The organism is Paraburkholderia sp. 22098, assembly GCF_052045935.1.
Lineage (GTDB): Bacteria > Pseudomonadota > Gammaproteobacteria > Burkholderiales > Burkholderiaceae > Paraburkholderia > Paraburkholderia caledonica.
Genome location: NZ_JBQEPV010000006.1, coordinates 314660 through 333245, shown reverse-complemented (window position 1 = coordinate 333245; position 18586 = coordinate 314660). Strand labels below are relative to the sequence as shown.

At 59.3% G+C, this 18586-nt stretch carries 18 protein-coding genes; 9 read left to right on the top strand and 9 right to left on the bottom strand.

The genetic code is table 11. The features are described 5' to 3' along the window. Nucleotides 1–14: 14 nt before the first annotated feature. From ACTJLB_RS15465 to ACTJLB_RS15455, 3 genes are all read left to right on the top strand, one after another. On the top strand, nt 15–878 hold the full coding sequence (locus tag ACTJLB_RS15465; RefSeq protein WP_027804767.1) for an ABC transporter permease: 864 nt from the start codon (nt 15–17) through the stop codon (nt 876–878). A 296-nt stretch (nt 879–1174) separates the two neighbouring features. Further along, entirely contained in the window at nt 1175–2695 is a 1521-nt protein-coding gene (locus ACTJLB_RS15460; protein WP_440783768.1) for an alkaline phosphatase family protein, read from the top strand. Between the two features lie 192 nt (nt 2696–2887). Continuing rightward, on the top strand, nt 2888–3205 hold the full coding sequence (locus tag ACTJLB_RS15455; protein WP_020068852.1) for a DUF4148 domain-containing protein: 318 nt from the start codon (nt 2888–2890) through the stop codon (nt 3203–3205). A gap of 305 nt (nt 3206–3510) precedes the next feature. On the opposite strand, the gene ACTJLB_RS15450 is transcribed toward ACTJLB_RS15455, so the two are convergent. From ACTJLB_RS15450 to ACTJLB_RS15440, 3 genes are all read right to left on the bottom strand, one after another. Continuing rightward, nucleotides 3511–3759, bottom strand: a complete 249-nt coding sequence (locus ACTJLB_RS15450; RefSeq protein WP_027778129.1) for a hypothetical protein — start codon at nt 3757–3759, stop codon at nt 3511–3513. A gap of 115 nt (nt 3760–3874) precedes the next feature. Further along, nucleotides 3875–5065 carry an acyltransferase family protein gene (locus ACTJLB_RS15445; protein ID WP_440783767.1) on the bottom strand — a complete coding sequence of 397 codons (1191 nt, stop codon included), beginning with the start codon at nt 5063–5065 and terminating at the stop codon, nt 3875–3877. A gap of 67 nt (nt 5066–5132) precedes the next feature. Further along, entirely contained in the window at nt 5133–6179 is a 1047-nt protein-coding gene (locus ACTJLB_RS15440; protein WP_440783766.1) for a squalene/phytoene synthase family protein, read from the bottom strand. A 65-nt stretch (nt 6180–6244) separates the two neighbouring features. On the opposite strand from ACTJLB_RS15440, the gene ACTJLB_RS15435 reads away from it, so the two are divergent. From ACTJLB_RS15435 to ACTJLB_RS15425, 3 genes are all read left to right on the top strand, one after another. Continuing rightward, nucleotides 6245–6745 carry a MarR family winged helix-turn-helix transcriptional regulator gene (locus ACTJLB_RS15435; RefSeq protein WP_440783765.1) on the top strand — a complete coding sequence of 167 codons (501 nt, stop codon included), beginning with the start codon at nt 6245–6247 and terminating at the stop codon, nt 6743–6745. Nucleotides 6746–7192: 447 nt separating this feature from the next. Continuing rightward, nucleotides 7193–8665, top strand: a complete 1473-nt coding sequence (locus ACTJLB_RS15430) for an RAD55 family ATPase (protein ID WP_440783764.1) — start codon at nt 7193–7195, stop codon at nt 8663–8665. A 4-nt stretch (nt 8666–8669) separates the two neighbouring features. Further along, on the top strand, nt 8670–9020 hold the full coding sequence (locus ACTJLB_RS15425; protein WP_020068846.1) for a response regulator: 351 nt from the start codon (nt 8670–8672) through the stop codon (nt 9018–9020). 24 nt (nt 9021–9044) lie between these two features. Here ACTJLB_RS15425 and bla read toward each other — a convergent pair whose 3' ends face one another. Beyond that, a complete protein-coding gene (gene bla / locus ACTJLB_RS15420; protein ID WP_440783763.1) occupies nt 9045–10010 on the bottom strand; it encodes a class A beta-lactamase in 966 nt (321 codons plus the stop codon). Nucleotides 10011–10109: 99 nt separating this feature from the next. Here bla and ACTJLB_RS15415 point away from each other — a divergent pair, with 99 nt between their 5' ends. Continuing rightward, entirely contained in the window at nt 10110–10988 is an 879-nt protein-coding gene (locus ACTJLB_RS15415) for a LysR family transcriptional regulator (RefSeq protein ID WP_408130372.1), read from the top strand. Here ACTJLB_RS15415 and ACTJLB_RS15410 read toward each other — a convergent pair. Further along, nucleotides 10985–11236 (bottom strand): hypothetical protein, encoded by a 252-nt coding sequence (locus ACTJLB_RS15410; protein WP_020068843.1) that lies wholly within the window; start codon nt 11234–11236, stop codon nt 10985–10987. The genes ACTJLB_RS15415 and ACTJLB_RS15410 overlap by 4 nt on opposite strands. Nucleotides 11237–11296: 60 nt before the next feature. Beyond that, a complete protein-coding gene (locus tag ACTJLB_RS15405) occupies nt 11297–11788 on the bottom strand; it encodes a lecithin retinol acyltransferase family protein (protein WP_440783762.1) in 492 nt (163 codons plus the stop codon). Nucleotides 11789–12250: 462 nt separating this feature from the next. On the opposite strand from ACTJLB_RS15405, the gene ACTJLB_RS15400 reads away from it, so the two are divergent. Both ACTJLB_RS15400 and ACTJLB_RS15395 read left to right on the top strand, forming a co-directional pair. Beyond that, entirely contained in the window at nt 12251–12538 is a 288-nt protein-coding gene (locus ACTJLB_RS15400; RefSeq protein WP_013342362.1) for a hypothetical protein, read from the top strand. Nucleotides 12539–12543: 5 nt separating this feature from the next. Then, complete coding sequence (locus ACTJLB_RS15395) at nt 12544–13314, top strand: PP2C family protein-serine/threonine phosphatase (RefSeq protein ID WP_027804765.1); 771 nt, start codon at nt 12544–12546, stop codon at nt 13312–13314. A 42-nt stretch (nt 13315–13356) separates the two neighbouring features. On the opposite strand, the gene ACTJLB_RS15390 is transcribed toward ACTJLB_RS15395, so the two are convergent. The 3 genes from ACTJLB_RS15390 to ACTJLB_RS15380 are packed head-to-tail and all read right to left on the bottom strand — an operon-like array spanning nt 13357 to nt 18577. Beyond that, nucleotides 13357–14727, bottom strand: coding sequence for a sigma-54 interaction domain-containing protein (locus tag ACTJLB_RS15390; protein ID WP_440783761.1), 1371 nt, complete (start codon nt 14725–14727; stop codon nt 13357–13359). Further along, the gene (locus tag ACTJLB_RS15385; protein WP_440783760.1) at nt 14727–17783 is read right to left on the bottom strand and encodes a peptidase domain-containing ABC transporter; all 3057 of its coding nucleotides are present in this window, start codon (nt 17781–17783) and stop codon (nt 14727–14729) included. Before ACTJLB_RS15385 ends, ACTJLB_RS15390 begins: the two co-directional genes overlap by 1 nt. Before the next feature lie 41 nt (nt 17784–17824). Continuing rightward, nucleotides 17825–18577: a peptidylprolyl isomerase gene (locus tag ACTJLB_RS15380; protein WP_408164566.1), complete on the bottom strand. Its 753-nt coding sequence runs from the start codon at nt 18575–18577 to the stop codon at nt 17825–17827. Between the last annotated feature and the right edge of the window lie 9 nt (nt 18578–18586).

The window sequence follows — 18586 nt, the reverse complement described above, 5'->3', positions numbered from 1 at the left end:
AAGGAAAGCGAATCATGTCTACTACCCCTCAACAGATGATGCCCTCGGGTATCGACGCCGCGTCGCTCGCGCAGGTCGAACGGGTCGCGCAAAAACGTATCCGGCAACGTCAGGTGCTGGTGATCGCGCTGCGTATCGCCGTGCTCGTGATCGTGCTCGGCGGCTGGGAACTGTCCGCGCGCCTGAAGTGGATCGACCCGTTCTTCTTTTCGATGCCGACCGCGATTTTCGATCAGATCGTCGACTGGTTCGTGAACGGCACGTCCCAAGGCCCGCTTCTCACGCAGGTTTGGGTCACGCTCGAAGAAACGGGACTCGGCTTCATTATCGGTTCCGTTGCCGGCGTGTTCTGCGGCATTCTGCTCGGCCGCAACAAGCTGCTGTCGGACGTGTTCAGCCTCTACATCAAGATCGCCAACTCGATTCCGCGTGTGGTGCTCGGCTCCGTGTTCGTGATTGCGCTGGGCCTCGGCATGGCTTCGAAAGTTGCGCTCGCCGTGGTGATGGTGTTCTTCGTCGTGTTTGCCAACGCGTTTCAGGGCGTACGTGAAGCGGATCGTTACATGATCGCGAATGCGCAAATTCTCGGTGCTTCGCGCCGTCAGGTAACCACGTCGGTTGTGATTCCCTCGGCATTGAGCTGGATTCTTGCAAGCCTGCATGTGAGCTTCGGCTTCGCGCTCGTCGGCGCAGTGGTCGGCGAATTTCTCGGCTCCAAACAAGGTATCGGCCTGCTGATTTCCACGGCGCAAGGTGCGTTCAACGCAAGCGGCGTGTTTGCCGCGATGATCGTGCTGGCCGTGGTCGCGTTGGCAGCGGACTACCTGTTGACCGCAGTCGAGCAGCGCTTGTTGAAATGGCGGCCGGCAGCCGTCTAAACCTGAGCCGCCTTGCCGTGTAAAAGCGCGGCGGTACAAAAAAATGCCGTTCGGTGAATGACCGAACGGCATTTTTGCATTCTGTTGTCACCAACGCTCCCAGTTGCAGCGGCGCATAGGGCGGCCGCCGCGCCGCGCGCGTAGGTGTTCAGCCGTCCGAGCCTGGCGCGAGAGGCCCGATCTTCTCCGGCTTCTCATAGCGATATGAAGCTTTCGTTGCGACGTTTTTTGCGCTAGGTTTGCAAGACTGACACCTCACACGTTCAGTCTTGCTTAATCCCGCAGGAGCGATGCACATGGACGACGTCCAACTCAGCAACGCGGCACGACAACAAGCACAGGCGCAGAACGACCCGATTCGCCACGTGGTTCTTCTGCTTATGGAAAACCATTCCTTCGACCAGATGCTGGGCTGCCTCGACGAAGTGCATGAGGGTCTGGACGGCGTGCGCAACGCTGCGTCGAAAACGAACGACGACGGCAAAGGCCACACCTTTTCTCCTCGGCCCACGCGAGTACGGCAAATGAAGCTCGATCCGGATCATGGGCACTCAGCCGTGCTAAGCCAGATCGACTCGAACAACAGCGGCTTCGTGCGCTCCTTCGCCAACGACTATCCAAACAGCACTCTTGCCGCGCGGCAGAACATCATGGGCTACTATCCGCGCGGCTTTCTGCCCGCGCTGCACACGCTCGGAGAGCAATTCACCGTTTGCGACAGATGGTTTTCATCTCTGCCCGGCCCAACGTGGCCGAACCGTTACTTCGCGCTTTCCGGCACTTCGAAGGGGCAGGTGGGAATGCCATCCGGCCTGGACGCGCTCAATCCCAGGTGGTACACGGAGCAGGATCAAGCTACGATTTTTGACCGCCTGAACGACGCTAAAAAAACCTGGACCGTCTATTTCTACGACTTCCCGGCGTCATTGCTATTCAAGAATCAGCGCAAAGCCGAGAACCTCGCGAATTACCGCTACTTCGACAATTTCTTTCCCGATGCGGCTGGGCCAGCCGACGCATTTCCGGAGTTCGTACTCATAGAGCCCAAGTACTTCGGCGAGGCACAGAACGACGACCATCCGCCGCATAACATCATGAAGGCGGAAAAGCTGATCGCGGACACGTACAACGCATTGCGTTCCAATCAGGCGTTGTGGGAAAGCACATTGTTAGTCGTGCTTTACGACGAGCACGGTGGCTTCTATGACCACGTGCCGCCGCCGTCAGACTCGGTCGCGCCCGACGAACACACGTCCGTGTTCGACTTCAGGCGGCTCGGCGTCCGCGTGCCCGCCCTCCTCGTATCCCCTTGGTGCGACCCTGGTGTATGCCACGCGCAATTCGACCATTGCAGCGTGCTGAAATATCTCTGCGACAAGTGGGGCCTGCCTCCGCTCGGCAAACGCACAGAAGCCTCGTCGAGCGTCGGGCTGGCGATCCGCACCACTGGCACGCCCCGCGCCGACACGCCTCAATTCATTCGGGTGAGCAATCAGTCGCTCATTCCGGATCACGTGGAACTGGAAAAGAAGTCGTCGAACAACAATCAGCGTGGGCTCCACCATTTCGCCGACTTTCTACATACTGAGCTCGACCGACTGGAAACGACCGCAGTGGTGTCGGCGGCGAATTTTGCGCGCGCCGAGAACCGCTGGGTAAGCCTGAAAAACCTGCTGGGTTCGGCGTTGATCGGCTTGGGGGAGTGGCTTAGCAAAGACTTCTATCGGGCCCGCGATCTGCGTGACGAGCGCACCAGCCATGCATTCACGCGGCTGTCGCAGCAGGCCGACGGAGCCGTCCGCCCGCGCAGTAAGTAAGAGCCGCTGCACGCAGGCTTTACTGGTGCGTCGGCACGAATGAACAGCGCCGTCCGTTTATCTCAATTCCAGCAACGAAGTTTACAGAAAAGCGCCATTACTCTCTCCAGTTTGCAAACCTACAATGTAATCACTGGCTGCGAACAACAAGGTTCGTAGCGCAATAAAGACCGAAACTGGAGGTAGTTCATCATGAAATCACTTATTCAAGCTGTTGTTATCGCCACTGTGCTGGCCGCTCCTGTCGCTTCGTTTGCGCAGTCCAACCAGCCCGTGACTCGCGCTCAGGTGCGCGCAGAACTGATTCAACTGGAAAAGGCCGGCTATCAGCCGACCCGCTCGGATCCTTATTATCCCGCTGACATTCAGGCCGCAGAAGCTCGCGTCGCCGCGCAAAACGGCACTGCGCAGCCGGCTGTGTCGAGCTATGGCGGTGTTGCGAACGGTTCTTCGGACTCTGGCCGCGCGGTGTCGGCTAATGGCACCAAGTCGATCTACTTCGGCAACTAAGCACAGCAGGCAAAGGCGGCAATCGGGTCGGTGCACCGGCTGAGAATGGCGCAATATGCCGCCGCCAAGGCGCGGCGGAATTCTCAGCACTTCACCGCGTGTCATGCCGCCGAAGCGCCAACTGTTTGAGCCGTTACAAATGAAAAAGCCCGCGACCGGTTGTTCCGATCACGGGCCAGTTTGCTATCCGTTACCTCCGTCATCGGCTACCGATGACTTCGCCTGGACTCGTCAGTCCAGGCGCTTTTTTGCCCCTGCGAACCGTTGCGGGTGCAACGGATCATCCTCCGACCGAACGGACCTGCTCAATCGCGAGCGATCAGATCGCCCACTTGCCCGCGCCCCGTGACGAGGCAGCTCGACAGGAAATTCTCGCTCTGGCTGCTCGCGCCGACATCTCCAAAGCCCTTCTTGAGCGCGCTGGCCTTGACCAGTTCAGCGCCCTGATGGCATGTGATCGTCCCGACTTCGCCGGCTTGCGCGCGCATCAGCGCCCGATCCGCCATTAAATAGCCGAGCAACAGCACCACCGCGATATTGAATGCCTGCCTCATGGAATGTCTCCTCTTTTGAAGAGACTAACGCGAACCATCCGGACACGGTCTTAGGGGTTTCCCGATTCAGGCCTATGTGCTGACGCAGGTTAAATCAAGCGCGGTGAGCGCCAAATCACGTAATCGTGCCGCGCTGACGCACATGCGCGGCTGTTGTATCCGGCGCTGTATGCCCGGACTGCAGCCGCCACATGCGCTGCTGCACGCGCCGCGTGTTCCGCTCGAACAACAGATAAACCGCGAAAGCGTACACGTAGCATGCAATGAGCATTCCGGTCAGCACAAGTACTCCTTTTGCATCGAACGGAATGCGCTGCCTGAAACCCACTGCGGCCACAAAAAGAATAAACGGGAAATGCGTGAGATACAGCGAATAGGAAAACCTGGAAAACAGAATTGCGGCTCGCGACAGCACCGGCAGGCGCAAGCGAACATTCTCGAGCAGCACGCAGCGGAGGAACACAAAGCAAGGCACGCCGACGATCCAGTCGTTATCGAGCAGAAAGAGGCGTGTACAAACCAGCGCGGCGACAAACACCATACCGCTTACGAACGTAAGCCACGGTAGAGCCCGGCGCTTCGCACGCGCGGGAGAACGCTTTTCCAGCACCGCGAGTAGCACGCCGAGCAGCCACAATCCGAAGCCGCTTTGCAGCGATGGGAACGCGATCATCGTACCGAGCGCAAACGCGGCGATCGCATAACCGCCGACTCCCCGTCGGCGGCCCAAAAACACGACGCATGCGGGAAACCACAGGTAGTACCAGAACTCGTTAGCGAGGCTCCATAGCGGACCATTCGATCCGTATGTGCCGCACGCCAGGGTTTGCAGGAAGACGAGATTGCATGCGAGCGTCGCCGGGCCGAGATGCGATGCAACGTTGATCTGTTGATCGAATGTGCCTTCAGTCCCGAGATAGAAAGGTCCGCCCGCGAGATGGATACCGAGGCGGTCCCAGAACAACGTGAGCAGCAGCGCCGGCACCAGCACGACCCATAGGCGCGATAAGCGTTCAGTCAGATAGCGCTGCCAGCTCCACGTGCCGGTGCCGACCTGGCGCAGCACCGAGCCGCCGACAAAGTACCCGCTCAGCAGAAAGAACACGATGACGGCTGTGTGCCCGTAGTTGCTGACGAAATAAAACGCCTTGCCCGCGAGGCCCACTCCCACGCTCGACTTGTAGTCGACGAACATCAGATTGCGCAGATGGCTGAGGCAAACAGCACCCGCCGCCAGTGCCCGGATCAGGTCGAGTGTGTCGCAATGCTGTTTTTCCGGCGGCGCCATGTGAGTCGGATCGGACAAAGGATTTGTCGATCAAACTACGGCCCGGCATGCTTTTAATCAGTACGTTGGGCCACACACAAGCAGCTCAAAGCCGGGCCTCTATGTGCCGGATGCGTTGCTCTATTGATTGACGCACCAGCCGGTTCGAACCGACCAGCAGCAGCGACGACGCAATGATCCGATACACCGTGTTCCTGCGCACCTTCGAGACTTTTTGCGGATCGAGCCACGCTGCGTTATCCACGAGCAGCATCAGCGTTTCGAGCCCGATCAGAATCGGCCACAAACACGCAAGCCGCAAGCGCACGGAAAAGGCGGGAATGGCGAGCGTGTAATCGAGCGCTTCACGGAAATGATCGAGCGTGGTGCGCAATAGCTCGGTCAGCAGCGGACGCGCGCGCAACGAATTGGCCGGCGACAACAGGTCTTGCGGACTCAAGCCGTGTCGATCCAGCAATGTTTGCGGAAGATAACAGCGGCCGATACGCAGGTCTTTTCCGCAGTCGCGCAAGACGTTGGTCATTTGCAGCGCCTTGCCGAACCGGACGCCACGACTCGCCATTGTCTCGGGCCGCTCTTTGAGCGTGCCGGGCATATGTGCGTAGGTCATCGTGGTCCAGAATTCGCCGACGCAGCCCGCTACAAGATATGTGTAGCGGTCCAACTCCGAATATTCGCGCAGCGCCGCGATGCGGCCCGAACGTTCGTCGGGGAACGTGCGCAAATCGAATGCCATGCCTTCGGTCAGCGTTGAAACGATTCCCCGCACGGCCTTGCGATCCGATTCATTCAACTGCCCCAAGACGTCGAGCGCGGGACCGAGCGATTCCAGCAACACCTTCTCGTCCGACTGAGTCTGCTGGCCCGCTACTTCGGCGGCCATACGCTGGAACAGCGCGCCGTCGCTCGACACACCGTTGACCTGGTCGCGCAGCGCCAGCAATAACTGAAGGCGCTGTTCCGGCGCGATCAGCGATGTATCCGCAACCGTGTCGGCGGCACGCGCGAGCAGATAGGCGAGGCCGATCGGGTCGCGCATTCCCACTGGCAGCACGCGCAGCGTAAGGTAAAACGAGCGTGAAACGCCTTTCAGGAGCGGGCCGAGAAGAAAAGCCCGGGTCGGATTCGGCATGGGTGCGATGTCAGTATTGGCAAAATTCAGGCGGTGCCGAATTGTATACGGCAAGCCGCGATAAGATGCGGGATAGCCTGAATCTCGTGCCGACAATGAGCAAAAATCAGAATCCGACTCTTGAAGCCGCCACTACGCGTACTCGCCGGCCCGCCCTGCGCCTGACCTATGTGATAGGCAGTCTCGACCGCATCCTGCGGCGCCGTATGAGCGAAGCGCTTGCGCCGCTCGGCTTGACGCTCGCGCAATTCACCGCACTGTCCGTTCTCGAAGCAAAGGGGCAGGCGTCGAACGCGCAGCTTGCCGAACGCTCGTTCATCACGCCTCAGTCTGCCAACGAGGTGATGAACGCAATGGCGAGCCGTAACTGGGTGAGCCGCGAGCCGGACCCCACGCACGGTCGCATCGTGCTGCTGCAATTAACCGACGAGGGACGGGCCGTACTGCGTCAGTGCGAGCAGGCGGTTAGAACGATTGAAAAGCAGATGCTCGAAGGTATCGAATTCGAAGCGGCCGGCACGGTGCAGCGCCACCTCGAAACCTTCGTCCGAAACCTGCGCGGATAGCATCGTCTGTCAGGGAAAACATTTGTTAAGGATAGCTAATATAGCCGCTCGCTAATGAACGCGCGAAGGAACGCGGAACGCGCGAAGGAACGCGCGAAGCGTGGCATTGGCATGTCTGGCCACTCGCTCGCCGGTAGAGAAATGCCGTGCGGTTAAGTAGCTTTGGACGTACCTGTTTTGTACTTTGGGCGCCGCGCAGAATAACTTTTTCATTTTCGGTTGGCTGCGCTGCGTTCGTATCGGAGCGCGTTCGGCTCACTTGTCCTCTGACATTGCACCAATATGGCCGTGGTCAAGCGCTCAACGGACACGTAGAATCGCGGTCAGCCATTCTCCTTATGCGTTTTCGCCGGGCAATACCGGGAACGCACATTGCTCACGAGGTTAGTTCAGGTTGCGGGCGGACGTCAGCGAATCGCCTGTGTTTGTACTTCAACGCACACCATAATGACTATTCACGAATCGCAGACCTCTCTTCGCGCCAACGTTGACACGGGCGTGCCCGGTCTCGACGAGATTCTTGGCGGCGGGCTGGTCCGGGGCGGCGTCTATCTTCTCGAAGGCATGGCCGGCGCAGGCAAGACGATTCTATCCAGCCAGATCGGCTTTCATCGCGTAAGCCGGGGCGAGAAGGTGCTGTACATGACCTTGATCGCTGAATCGCACGACAAGTTGCTCGCACACCTGAAGCGCCTGACTTTCTTCGACGAAAACGCAGTCGCGCAGCAGATGCTTTTCGTTTCCGGTTATCACGAACTCATGCAGGACGGTCTGGACGGCTTCCTGAAACTGATTGCGTCGAGCATCTACGATTACCGGCCGAGCCTCATGATCATCGACGGCTTTCGGAGCGCGCGCGAATTCAGCGAAACCGAACTGTCGTTGTCCAAGTTCATTCACGAACTCAATGCGCTCGTCGCAGCAATGGACTGCACGACGCTGCTCCTCGCGCCGCTGTCCGGCAACGAGCCGCATCCTGAGCACACGCTGGTCGACGGACTGATCGAACTGAACCGCTTCAGCGACGGTATGCGCCGCGCCCGCGAAATCGAAGTCCACAAGCTGCGCGCGCGCAATCACCTGATGGGCAAGCACTACTTTCGCATCGCGGAGAGCGGGCTCCTCATGTATCCGCGTCTCGAATCGCAGTGCGCGCCGTCGAGCGGACCGGTGGATCTGAAAACGCGGATCAGCTTCGGCTTGCCGCATCTCGACATCATGTTCGGCGGCGGTCTGTCACAAGGCTCGACTACGACGTTGATCGGGCCGTCGGGTGTCGGCAAAACCATGCTTTGCCTGCAATTCCTTGCCGCAGGTGTCGCGAACGGCGAACGCTGCCTCTATCTCGGCTCGTACGAAGGACCGCAACGACTGCTCGGTAAAGCAGAAGCCGTTTCGATACCTCTCAACGACGCGTACCAGGACGGTCGTCTTGCCATTCAATGGCAGCCGGCCATTGAACTTGCCGTCGACGAGATCGCCGCTAACGCGCTTGCCACGGCGAGAGAAATCGGGGCAACGCGCATGGTGATCGACGGCGTGGAGGGGTTCCGTGATTCCGCGTTGCGCGTCGAGCGCTTTGGGCTATTCCTGAACGCATTGCTGCATCAGTTGCGCGAAGCCGGCATCACGGCGCTCATCACCGAAGAAATGCCGCTCTATCCAGACCACGGCAATTCTCGAAGCACGCGTGTATCGGCACTTACAGAAAATCTCGTCTTGTTGCGCTACGCGGAAACCGAAGCAGGACTGCGGCGTGCAATCTCAATCGTCAAGCAGCGGGAGAGCGCGCATGATCCGTATACCCATGAGCTCGTAATCTCCTCACACGGGCTGGATGTTATTGAAAGTCCGTTTAGCGTCGCAGTTTCTTCGGCCACAGGCTTGTCCGCGACGTTGCAGTCGCGGCGACCGGCGTAGCCCCATGAAAACCATTCTGGTTGTGGATGACGAATTCGACATCCTCACTGTATGGCGGCTGCTGCTCGAACGTCACGGCTATACGGTGCTGACCGCATCGAATGGCGCGGCCGCGCTCGATCAGATACGCAAGACCCGGCCGGACGTCATTGTGTCGGACTGCATGATGCCGGTCATGTCAGGCCTGGAGCTTTGCGCAGCGCTTTACGCCGATCCGGACCTGCGCACCATTCCGGTGATTCTCTGCAGCGCGGCCGCCGACATTCCCGCGCAGCAGAACCCTTCTATACAGTACGCGCGCAAGCCGATTTCATTCGACGCGCTGCTGACCATGCTCAAGCGCGTTTCAGGGTAAAAGCACAGGCCGTTGGCGCAGCCGTTAAACCGACTGCGCCACTAACGCGCCGACGCTCGCAATAGCCGCATTGCAACGCACCGCGTCGCCTGCCGTTTCCGTCAGATAGACCGCGACGAGAATGGGACCGCGGCCGGGCGGCCACACGATCGCCACGTCGTTGGCCGTGCCGTGATCGCCTGTGCCGGTCTTATCGCCAACGCCCCAGTCCTTCGGCAGTTTTGCGCGAATCCGCTCGCCGCCGGTCTCATTGGCCGCGAGCCACGCAAGCAATTGCGCTCGCGACGACGAAGTCAAATGCTCGCCGAGCACCAACTCACGCAGATTGCCGAGCATTGCGTTCGGTGTCGTAGTGTCGCGCGGATCGCCGGGCGTCCCCTCGTTAAGCGTGGGCTCGATCCGGTCCAGACGCGTGATGCCGTCACCCAGACTGCGCGCAAATTCGGTCAAGGCGGCAGGACCGCCAAAGCTCGCCAGCAACAGGTTAGCGGCCGTGTTATCGCTGAGCGTGATCGCCGCCTTGCACAGATCGCCGACGCTCATTCCCGTGTTGCCGGTGCGCTCGCGCGTGTGCTTCGATGTTGCCGGCGAGTTCGGCACAAGCTCGCTTTGCGAGTAGACGATGCGTCGCTGCAAGTCTTCCTCGCCGCGATCCAGCCTCGCCAATATCGCGCCCGCAACGAGCAGTTTGAACGTGCTGCACATCGGAAAGCGTTCGTCCGCATGTAAGCCGGCGTGCAGGCCCGATGTCGTGTCGACGATCGCGACACCGAGCCGTCCGCCGCTATCTGCTTCGATCTCCCGCAGCCGCGCGCGGATCGTATCGGCCTTTGCCAACTCTTGCCGCGGCGTTGCCGACGTGGTGCGCTTGGCCGGTCCGGCGTCTTTGCCCCATGCATCGCCGCTTCGGAACACGGCGCCAGCAAAGCCACCAACGCCAACTATCGAAACGCCCAGAATCGTGCGCGCAAATTTTCTTCTCGTGACCATTGCAGCTCCTTGTGTGAAGCCGCAACTATCGGTTTTCCAGCTTTCACTGACAAACGATGATAAGTTAGTGCACTCACAAGAAAAACTTATGCCTCGGCTATGAGACCTTATCTTCCGCTCAATGCGCTGCGCGCCTTCGAATCGTCCGCGCGGCACCTGAGCTTCACCCGCGCGGCGCTCGAATTGAACGTCACGCAGGCCGCCGTCAGCCAGCAGGTCAGAACGCTTGAAGAGCGTCTTGGCACCGCGCTATTCAAGCGCCTGCCACGCGGCCTTGCGATGACCGATGAAGGTCTCGCACTGCGCCCCGTGCTCACCGACGCATTCGATCGCATCGAGGCGGTGCTCAAGCAATTCGAAGGCGGTCACTTTCATGAAGTACTGACGGTCGGTGTGGTCGGCACATTCGCAGTCGGTTGGCTGATGCCGCGGCTCAAATCGTTTCGCGATGCACATCCCTTTGTCGAGCTGCGGCTTCTGACCAATAACAATCTCGTGGATCTCGCCACTGAGGGGCTCGACTTCGCGATCCGCTTCGGCGACGGCACGTGGCCCGGCTCACTCGCTACACGCCTGCTCGACGCGCCGCTCGCGCTGCTATGCACGCCCGAGATTGCTGCGAGATTGTCCACGCCCGCAGATCTCGTCGACGAAACGCTGTTGCGTTCGTATCGCGCAGATGACTGGATCAACTGGTTCGCAGCCGCCGGTATTGCGCCGCGTCCAATCCGCGGACCGGTGTTCGATTCGTCACGGCTGATGGTCGAAGCGGCCATGCAAGGCGCAGGCATTGCGCTCGCGCCCGCGCTGATGTTCGATCGCGAGATCAACACGGGCCGCCTCGTGCGGCCCTTCGAGGTCGAAGTGCAGGCAGGCAGTTACTGGCTCACATGGCTAAAGGGCAAGGCGATGACACCCGCAATGCTGCTGTTCAGCCAGTGGCTCATCAAGGAAGCGGCTGCACACATGCCGCGTTAGCAAAGCCCGGTGCGACGATGACCGTTCATCGCGGGGCGCTCTGCTTGCGGCGGAAACACGTTCCATGAGCCATCGTCGTGACGGAAGAAGAAGATGGACAACAGGCCGGACGGGCGCAGTGCTTCAACACGAACGAACCGTTGATGCGAAGCGCGGTGGCAAAACTCCACGACACGTGCGGGCATTGACGGAGTCGGTGCGAGCCATTTGTCGACGGCCCAGTGCAAGGTCTTTTCAGCGGTTGCCATGATGGTTCTCCTTCATTCCTTCACTTGAATACCCGAGGTCGATCCGATAGCTCACGCGAGCTATGCGGCGAGCTGTCCGCTGTTTGCGCCGGTGGCGCCGCTTTCGACGAAAGCCTTCACGAGGCAAATCAGCACATGCATGCCGGTACGCGGATGGCGCAAGCTGCAATGCACCTGTTCACTGCGGCTTTCGCCGAGCAGCACCCACGCGCAAAAGTGCTCGCAGTTGTTGGTCAGCAGCCGGTAGTGGTTTTCGCCGAGCCGTGAGCGCGCGCGGCGCACCGCTTCGTCGCCGATATAGCGTGCATGGGGAGTCGCGCGAACCGAGAGTGGATGTCCTGCCGCGAAGCGATCGAGGTCGACTTCTTCGACCGGTCCGCGATGCACCGAACCGGCGAAGCCTGCGTAATGAACCACACGGCCATTGCCCACGTAGATGCCGTGATGCTCATAACCGCAGCGGGCTGACACGAGATGCGAGCCGATGGGCAAGTCGATCGTGGACATGCAATCGTCGCGGGTGTCGCTCGTCTTAAGTTGGATCGTGTTCATGGCTGGCCTCGCTCGGTTTCCAACACTGTTGCGAGGTCTTTTGCATCATCCGGGCCATGTGCGCAAAAGCCTTTATTCATATGGCTTTCCGCCGAGTGCCACTTCTTCGACGAGGAAAACTGTGGGCCGCCGAGCGACAGAATATGCGTTGATGTGTTGGCGCGCGGCGCTCTTTTTGCCACAGCCAGAATGGCGATTCACGCTGCAGATGGGTTGTTGTCGACTCGCCAGGAATGTGTTGGGCGCTACACCGGTTCGCAAGCGTGTCTGTTGGATAGGCGCCGACCTATCGATCAACAGTGCACCGCTGAAACAATGCCCGAATGAGCGGAATCGCCAGCCGGTCAACGCTGTGAGCCAAACCGCGGGGCGTCATGCAGCGATTGGCATAGCACTTGCACGATCCTTGTCCAGATCCATTAAAACCGCGCGCGTTGCGCACGCGGCCAACCGGAGAACGACATGGCTTCTATTTCTGTGAACGATCTTTCACTCAACCTCGCACTCGACCGCAAAGCAATGGCGGCCATTCGCGGCGGCGGTGGAGCGCCCTGGGTGTATGGCTGGATTCAACCGTATGTGCGGGAAACGCCGAGCATTGGACCGGTCGTGAACCTATACGAGGTTTCCAACAACTTCTATGCTAACCAGATGATCAACCAGTTCCAGTCGGTCGATGTGCGCAATACAGGCGCCAACTCGAACATCAGTGTCTCTCCCGACGCACGCAGCAGAAACGATATGGTGTAGCCGTTGTGACTTGTGCGAGCCTATTCCGATGGACGTCGTCCGCGCGCTCCGACGCGGGGCGCGTGCGTGAAATCAACGAAGACGCCTGCCTCGACCAGTCCGAACTCGGACGCTGGGCAGTCGCCGACGGCATGGGCGGACACGCGGTCGGCGACGTCGCGAGCCGCATCGTCATCGACGAATTGAAACGGCTCGCCGCGCCCGTCAGCATGAAAGCGTTCCTGGCCGACGCGCGCGCTCATTTGCAGGCTGCTAATCGTCTGTTGAGAGAAGAGGCCGCGCGCCGCCAGGTGCAACGCATTGGCAGCACGGTCGTCGCGCTGCTCGCCTGCGATCGCTTCTGCGGTTATGTATGGGCCGGCGACAGCCGCCTCTACCTCCTTCGTGACGGACAGTTGCGCCAGCTCACGCGCGATCACAGTCAGGTCGAAGCGCTCAAGTCGCTTGGCGTGATTACCGACGAAGAAGCGCGGCATCATCCCGCGCAGCACATGATTACGCGGGCCGTGGGTGCGACGGATCTGCTCGAACTCGACGACGACGCAATCGAAGTTGCGGACGGCGACATCTTTCTGCTTTGCAGCGACGGCCTGAGCAACGAGATCGGCGAAGACGACATGCTATCTGTGTTGTCTACGGCAGCACACGGCAACGCGCCCGATCAACTGGTGAGCCTCGCCCTGGAGCGCGGCGGCCGCGACAACATCACTGCGGTCGTGGTACGCGCCGAAGACCCTCACGCCGCGGACAAAACGCTTCTGAACCCGGCGCCCTGAGGCCGTGAGTCGCACGCCGTTCGATTTTTTCGGCTGACGGTGTTATGTATCGCCTTCGCCGTCGTCCTCGGCTTGGTCTGCATGCTCGGCGGCGCCGTTCCTGTTCGTGGAGACGACGTTACGGTTGCGGAAGTCTTTCGAATGCAGACCGTGCTTCTTCAGCAGCATCTGCAGATGCGACCGGTTCATGTCGATGCGCCGCGCCAATTCGGCCACCGTGCCGTTCACTTCGCGCAGTCCACGCTCCAGAAAGGCTTTCTCAGCGTCGTCGCTTGCGGCGCGCTTTGCATCGCTGAGCGACATCAGGTTCGCCACGCTGATCTGTTCTTGCCCTGTGCTGTTCGCGCCGCTTTGCAACGCCACTGTTCCCGGCGCTGCGGGCCGCATATCGGTCGGCAAATGATCCATGTCCGCCATATCCCCGGCAAGACACGAGATGCGATACATCACGTTGCGCAATTCGCGGATGTTGCCGGGATACCCGTAATTCAGCAGAAAGTCCCTCAAACGTGGGGTTAATCTCACGGGCCTGCGTTTGAGCGTGCCGGCCGCCTCGTCGCCGAACCATGCGATCAGCAGCGGAATCTCGTCACGCCGTTCGCGCAGCGGCGGCAGCGTCACATGAATGACGCTAAGCCGATAAAACAGGTCTTCGCGAAACCTGCCTTCTTCGCTGAGCTTGCGCAGATTGCGATTCGTTGCTGCGACTATGCGCGTATCGACTGCAATGGTTTCGTCGGAACCCACGCGCTGAATCTCGTGCGCCTCCAGCACGCGCAGCAGCTTGACCTGACCCGCGAGCGGCAACTCGCCGATCTCGTCGAGAAAAATGGTACCTGTATGCGCGCTTTCGAATTTCCCTTTACGGTCGTTTGAAGCGCCCGTGAACGCGCCCTTGCGATGACCGAACAGTTCCGACTCCAGCAGGTTGTCAGGAATCGCGCCACAGTTCACAGAGATAAACGGCTTATCCGATCGCGAACCGTTCGCGTGAATGACTTTGGCCATCAACTCCTTACCGGTCCCGCTTTCACCGTCGATCAGAACGGGCAAGTCGGTCGGCGCGGCTTTCTCCGCGATTTCGAGCGACTCGAGCAGACGCGGATTGTCGCCGAACGTACCCTCGAAAATGAAGCTGCGCTCAAGCAGCGCCTGCCTGCGTGCACCGCGCGACTGCTCGGCGCGCGGTTCAGGCTCTGCTGCCGCCGCGGCTTGCACAAAGCGCTCCTTATGCGAAAGCTGCATGACCTCGTCGCGTAGCGACGTTGCCTGCCTGAGCAGCTTGTCGATATCCGTGCGCTCCAGCCGCGACGACCACCGCAATGTCGAGCGCAGAATCTCGATCCGCTCGATCAGGCCGGCATATGAAATAGCCGGACTGATGTCTTCAATCTGGTCGAGTATCTTCATCATCACGTACTCAGTTGTTTCTGAACCAGCTGGTAGTACATGCCACCGCGCTGGATCAGTTCTTCATGACGGCCCTGTTCGACGATAGCGCCTTCATAGAGCACGAGAATCTTGTCGGCACGCATGATGGTGCTCAGCCGATGCGCGATGATCACTGCCGTGCGGCCCTTCAGAATGTCGTGCATATTGCCGAGAATGTTGCTCTCCGACTGCGAATCGAGCGCAGAGGTGGCTTCGTCGAATACCAGCAGGCGCGGATCGTGATACAGCGCGCGTGCAATGCACAGACGCTGGATCTGGCCACCAGACAAACCTATTCCGCGCTCGCCGACAATCTGCTCATAACCGAGCGGCATCTTGCTGATGAACGCATGCGCATCCGCCATTCTGGCGACTTCCTCGATGCGTCGGCGGTCGGGTGCGTCGTCGCCGCTTGCTATGTTCTCGGCAATCGTGCCCGAGAACAGCAGGTTGCTTTGCATCACATAACCGATCTGCGCGCGGAAATAGGCTTTGTCGACCACGCCGAGGTCGTAACCGTCAATCGACATCTTCCCCTCGCTCGGCGCGTAAAAGCCGACCAGCAACTTGGCCAGCGTCGTTTTGCCCGAACCGCTGCGTCCGACTATCGCGACGAGTTCGCCGGGTTTGATGTCGAAACTGATGTTCTCCAACACATAAGCGGAATCGTTTTCGCCATAGCGGAAGTACACACCGCTCAGGCTGATTTCGCCCTGCAGTTCGGGCAGCATGACGCGTGACGGCAGATCCTGCGGCCTCTGTTCTGGCTCGATGTCGAGCACATCGCCAAGGCGCTCCATTGCGACGCCCGCGTCATTGAGCATGCTCCATAGTCCGACGAGTCCCATCAAGGGGCCGAGCACGCTTCCCATGAATGCATTGAATGCAATCAATTGACCGATTGTCATCTCGCGCGCGAGCACGAGATTCGCGCCTACCCAAAGAATCGCAATCGTGGTCGCGGCATTCAGCAGTTGACTGCCAAGCCCGACGAGAATATTGAAAGCGTGCGCGCGGTACTGCACTTCGAGCGCTTTCGCGTATTTCTTCTCCCAGCGCAAACGCACGGGCCGCTCGATGCCCATGCCTTTGACCGTTTCGACACCGGCGAGCGCTTCCATCAGGAACGACTTCGATTCCGTCGATGCGTTGAAAACCTCGCGCGCATAATTCTTGATTCGAGGCGTCGCCAATGCGGTGAGCGCCATGATTGGAATGACGAAGCCGATCAGCACGAGCGTCATCTTCGCGTTGTAGACGAACATGATCGTGAAGTAGATGAACACCATCAGCAGATTCAGCGCTGTCGTCACGGTGGATTCCGTGAGAAATGCACGAATCGTCTGGTTCTCCTGGAAACGCGCGAATATGTCGCCGGTTTTGCGCTTTGCAAAAAACGAGAACGGCAACGACATCGTGTGCTTGAAGAACTGTGACATCATCGCAAAGTCCATATTGCGCACCATGAAATTGGCAAGGTACGCTCGGATCGACGACATGAGTTGCGAGAATACATTGGAGATAATGAGGCCGCCTATCAGCAGATGTAGCAAGCTCACATTCTGGTGCACGATTACGCCGTCCAGAATGTTCTGGATGATGAGCGGCGGAATCACGCCGAGTACCTGAATCACGAACGTCGCAAGAAACAGGTGACCGAGAATTTTTTTATACGGCTTCAGGTAGCCGACAAAACGAATCCACGGTGAACGCGACGCCGACATTTGCAGTAAGTGAGGGCCGCCCGTAAAGAGCAGGCATGTACCGCTCCAGCCGCGCTCGAAATCCTCAACCGTCAATTTGCGGAAGCCTAGCGCCGGGTCCGCGACCCATACGTACTCCGTGGAGAGCCCATATACCACCACATAGTGATAGCCCTCCCAATGCACAATGAACGGTAGATCGAATCCACGTAACGAATCGAACGTGCATTGCACGCCACGCGCCGTGAAACCGAGCGATTCCCCCGCACGGGCAAGGCTGTCGAGCGTCGCGCCCTGCGTGGTCACATTGGCGAGTTCGCGCAGTTTGCCGAGCGTCATCGGAATGCTGTAGTGACGGCAGATCATTGCGAGGCACGCCGCGCCGCAATCCATTTCTTCGGCCTGTTCGACCAGCGCAAAACGCTTGATTATTTTTTCGCCGAACTCGGCCTTGCTCTGCAGGTCGAGCATCAACGGCAGCTTACGGCGTTGCTCCAGCCGCTTTTGCCGCTGTAACTCACGGTCGACGTAACGAATACGCTCGTCCAGCACCTCGCGCAGTTTGGGATTGCGTTCGAGAATGAAATGAACGGTGCGTTCGGGAATCACCAGCAGTCGCGCATCGGTGGACGCAACCGCGGAGGCCATTTGTTCCTGGCGCATCAGGCACGCTTTCTCGCCGAATATTTCGCCCTCGCCGAGCGTGGCGAGCGTATAGTCGCGCCCTTCCTCATGCCGAACGATGCGCACTTCACCCTGACGCACGACGTATAAGCGCCGGTCGTCGCGTGCTTCCTGCTTGAGAATCTCTTTGCCTGCAGCGACACGTTTGACACCCACACTGCGCACGTATTCTTCGAGCTCAGCCTTGTTCAGTTTGCCGCGCAGATCGAACAACTGCGCTACAAAGCCGCCGGCCGAATTGATTGCGACATAACTCGCGACAAAAGCAAGCGCGGCCTGATTGGCCGTGATCACCGGCTCGATTGCTGCGCGTGGGATGAACAGCAGCTCGGTCTTCGCCGACGCCCGCACCGAGGCTTCATGCACATACGTACGCAGCATTGCAATGTCGGCGAAAATTTCTCCCGACTTGCGCACTCCCATACTCGTTTCCTTGCCGTTCTCCTCGACAAAGATGCGCACCGAGCCCGAGCGAATCACGTATAAGCCGTCGGCGGTCTCCCCTGCCGAACACACTGTTTCGCCAAACGAATAGAAGCGCGCCTGCGCATATTCAGCCAGGCGGTCGATCTCATCGCGAGAAAAAGGCGACAGTATTTCCACCGAGGCGAGAAACTCGGCGGCGGACGGTGCGGTCTGGGGTGCATCCATAAGCTTGCGGACCTCGATTCGGCTTTTCAGGTTGCGCCCGGTTAGCGCGCCTCGATCACATGTTCCTGCGCACGCGCGATCAGCCAGCTTTCGCGCAGCAGACGCCTGACTTCGGCGGCGACATCGGCGTCGAGCGTGGCCGGGTATTTGGCCGTCACCGCAAAGATTTCAAAGCACGATCGATCAGCTGACGGGAACGGGCCAAGCAAATCACCCACCGCCGCATTGAAGATCTTCGCCTCGATATCCGGCTTCAATGAGCCGCGCAGTACTTTGCCTATTACGCCGCCCGCTTCACGCGTATCGGCAATGGAATGCTCGCGAGCCATATCGGCGAAACTGTCGGGATCGTCGCGCAGATACGAGATCATTTCCTTCGCCTTGCCTTCGCTATCGAGCACGATATGGCTTACCTCGATGGCGTCGAACTTCGGTGAATTCAGCGCGAAATAGTCTCTGACGGCAGCCTCGTTGCCGACCTCCTCCAGCATCTTTTCCTGATACAACCCGTCAGTGATGAACGCCTCGAATTCGTCGAGGCTCACGTTGAGCACATCCAGGTACTGGTTCATATCGGTCGCCCGATGCAAGCCGCGCACGCGCCGGAACTGGTCGGCGCGCTGCTGGATTTCGTCGGCGCTCACTGCAAGGCCCTGCTTCTTCGCCGCATGCACGGTGAGCTTGTCGCGCACGATCTGCTCAATCAGGCTTTCGAACTGGCCAGTCAGTTTCAGAAGTCGAATGAATTCGCTGACATCCACAACTTCATCATCGATTCGCACTATCGCGGTCATGTTGTCCGC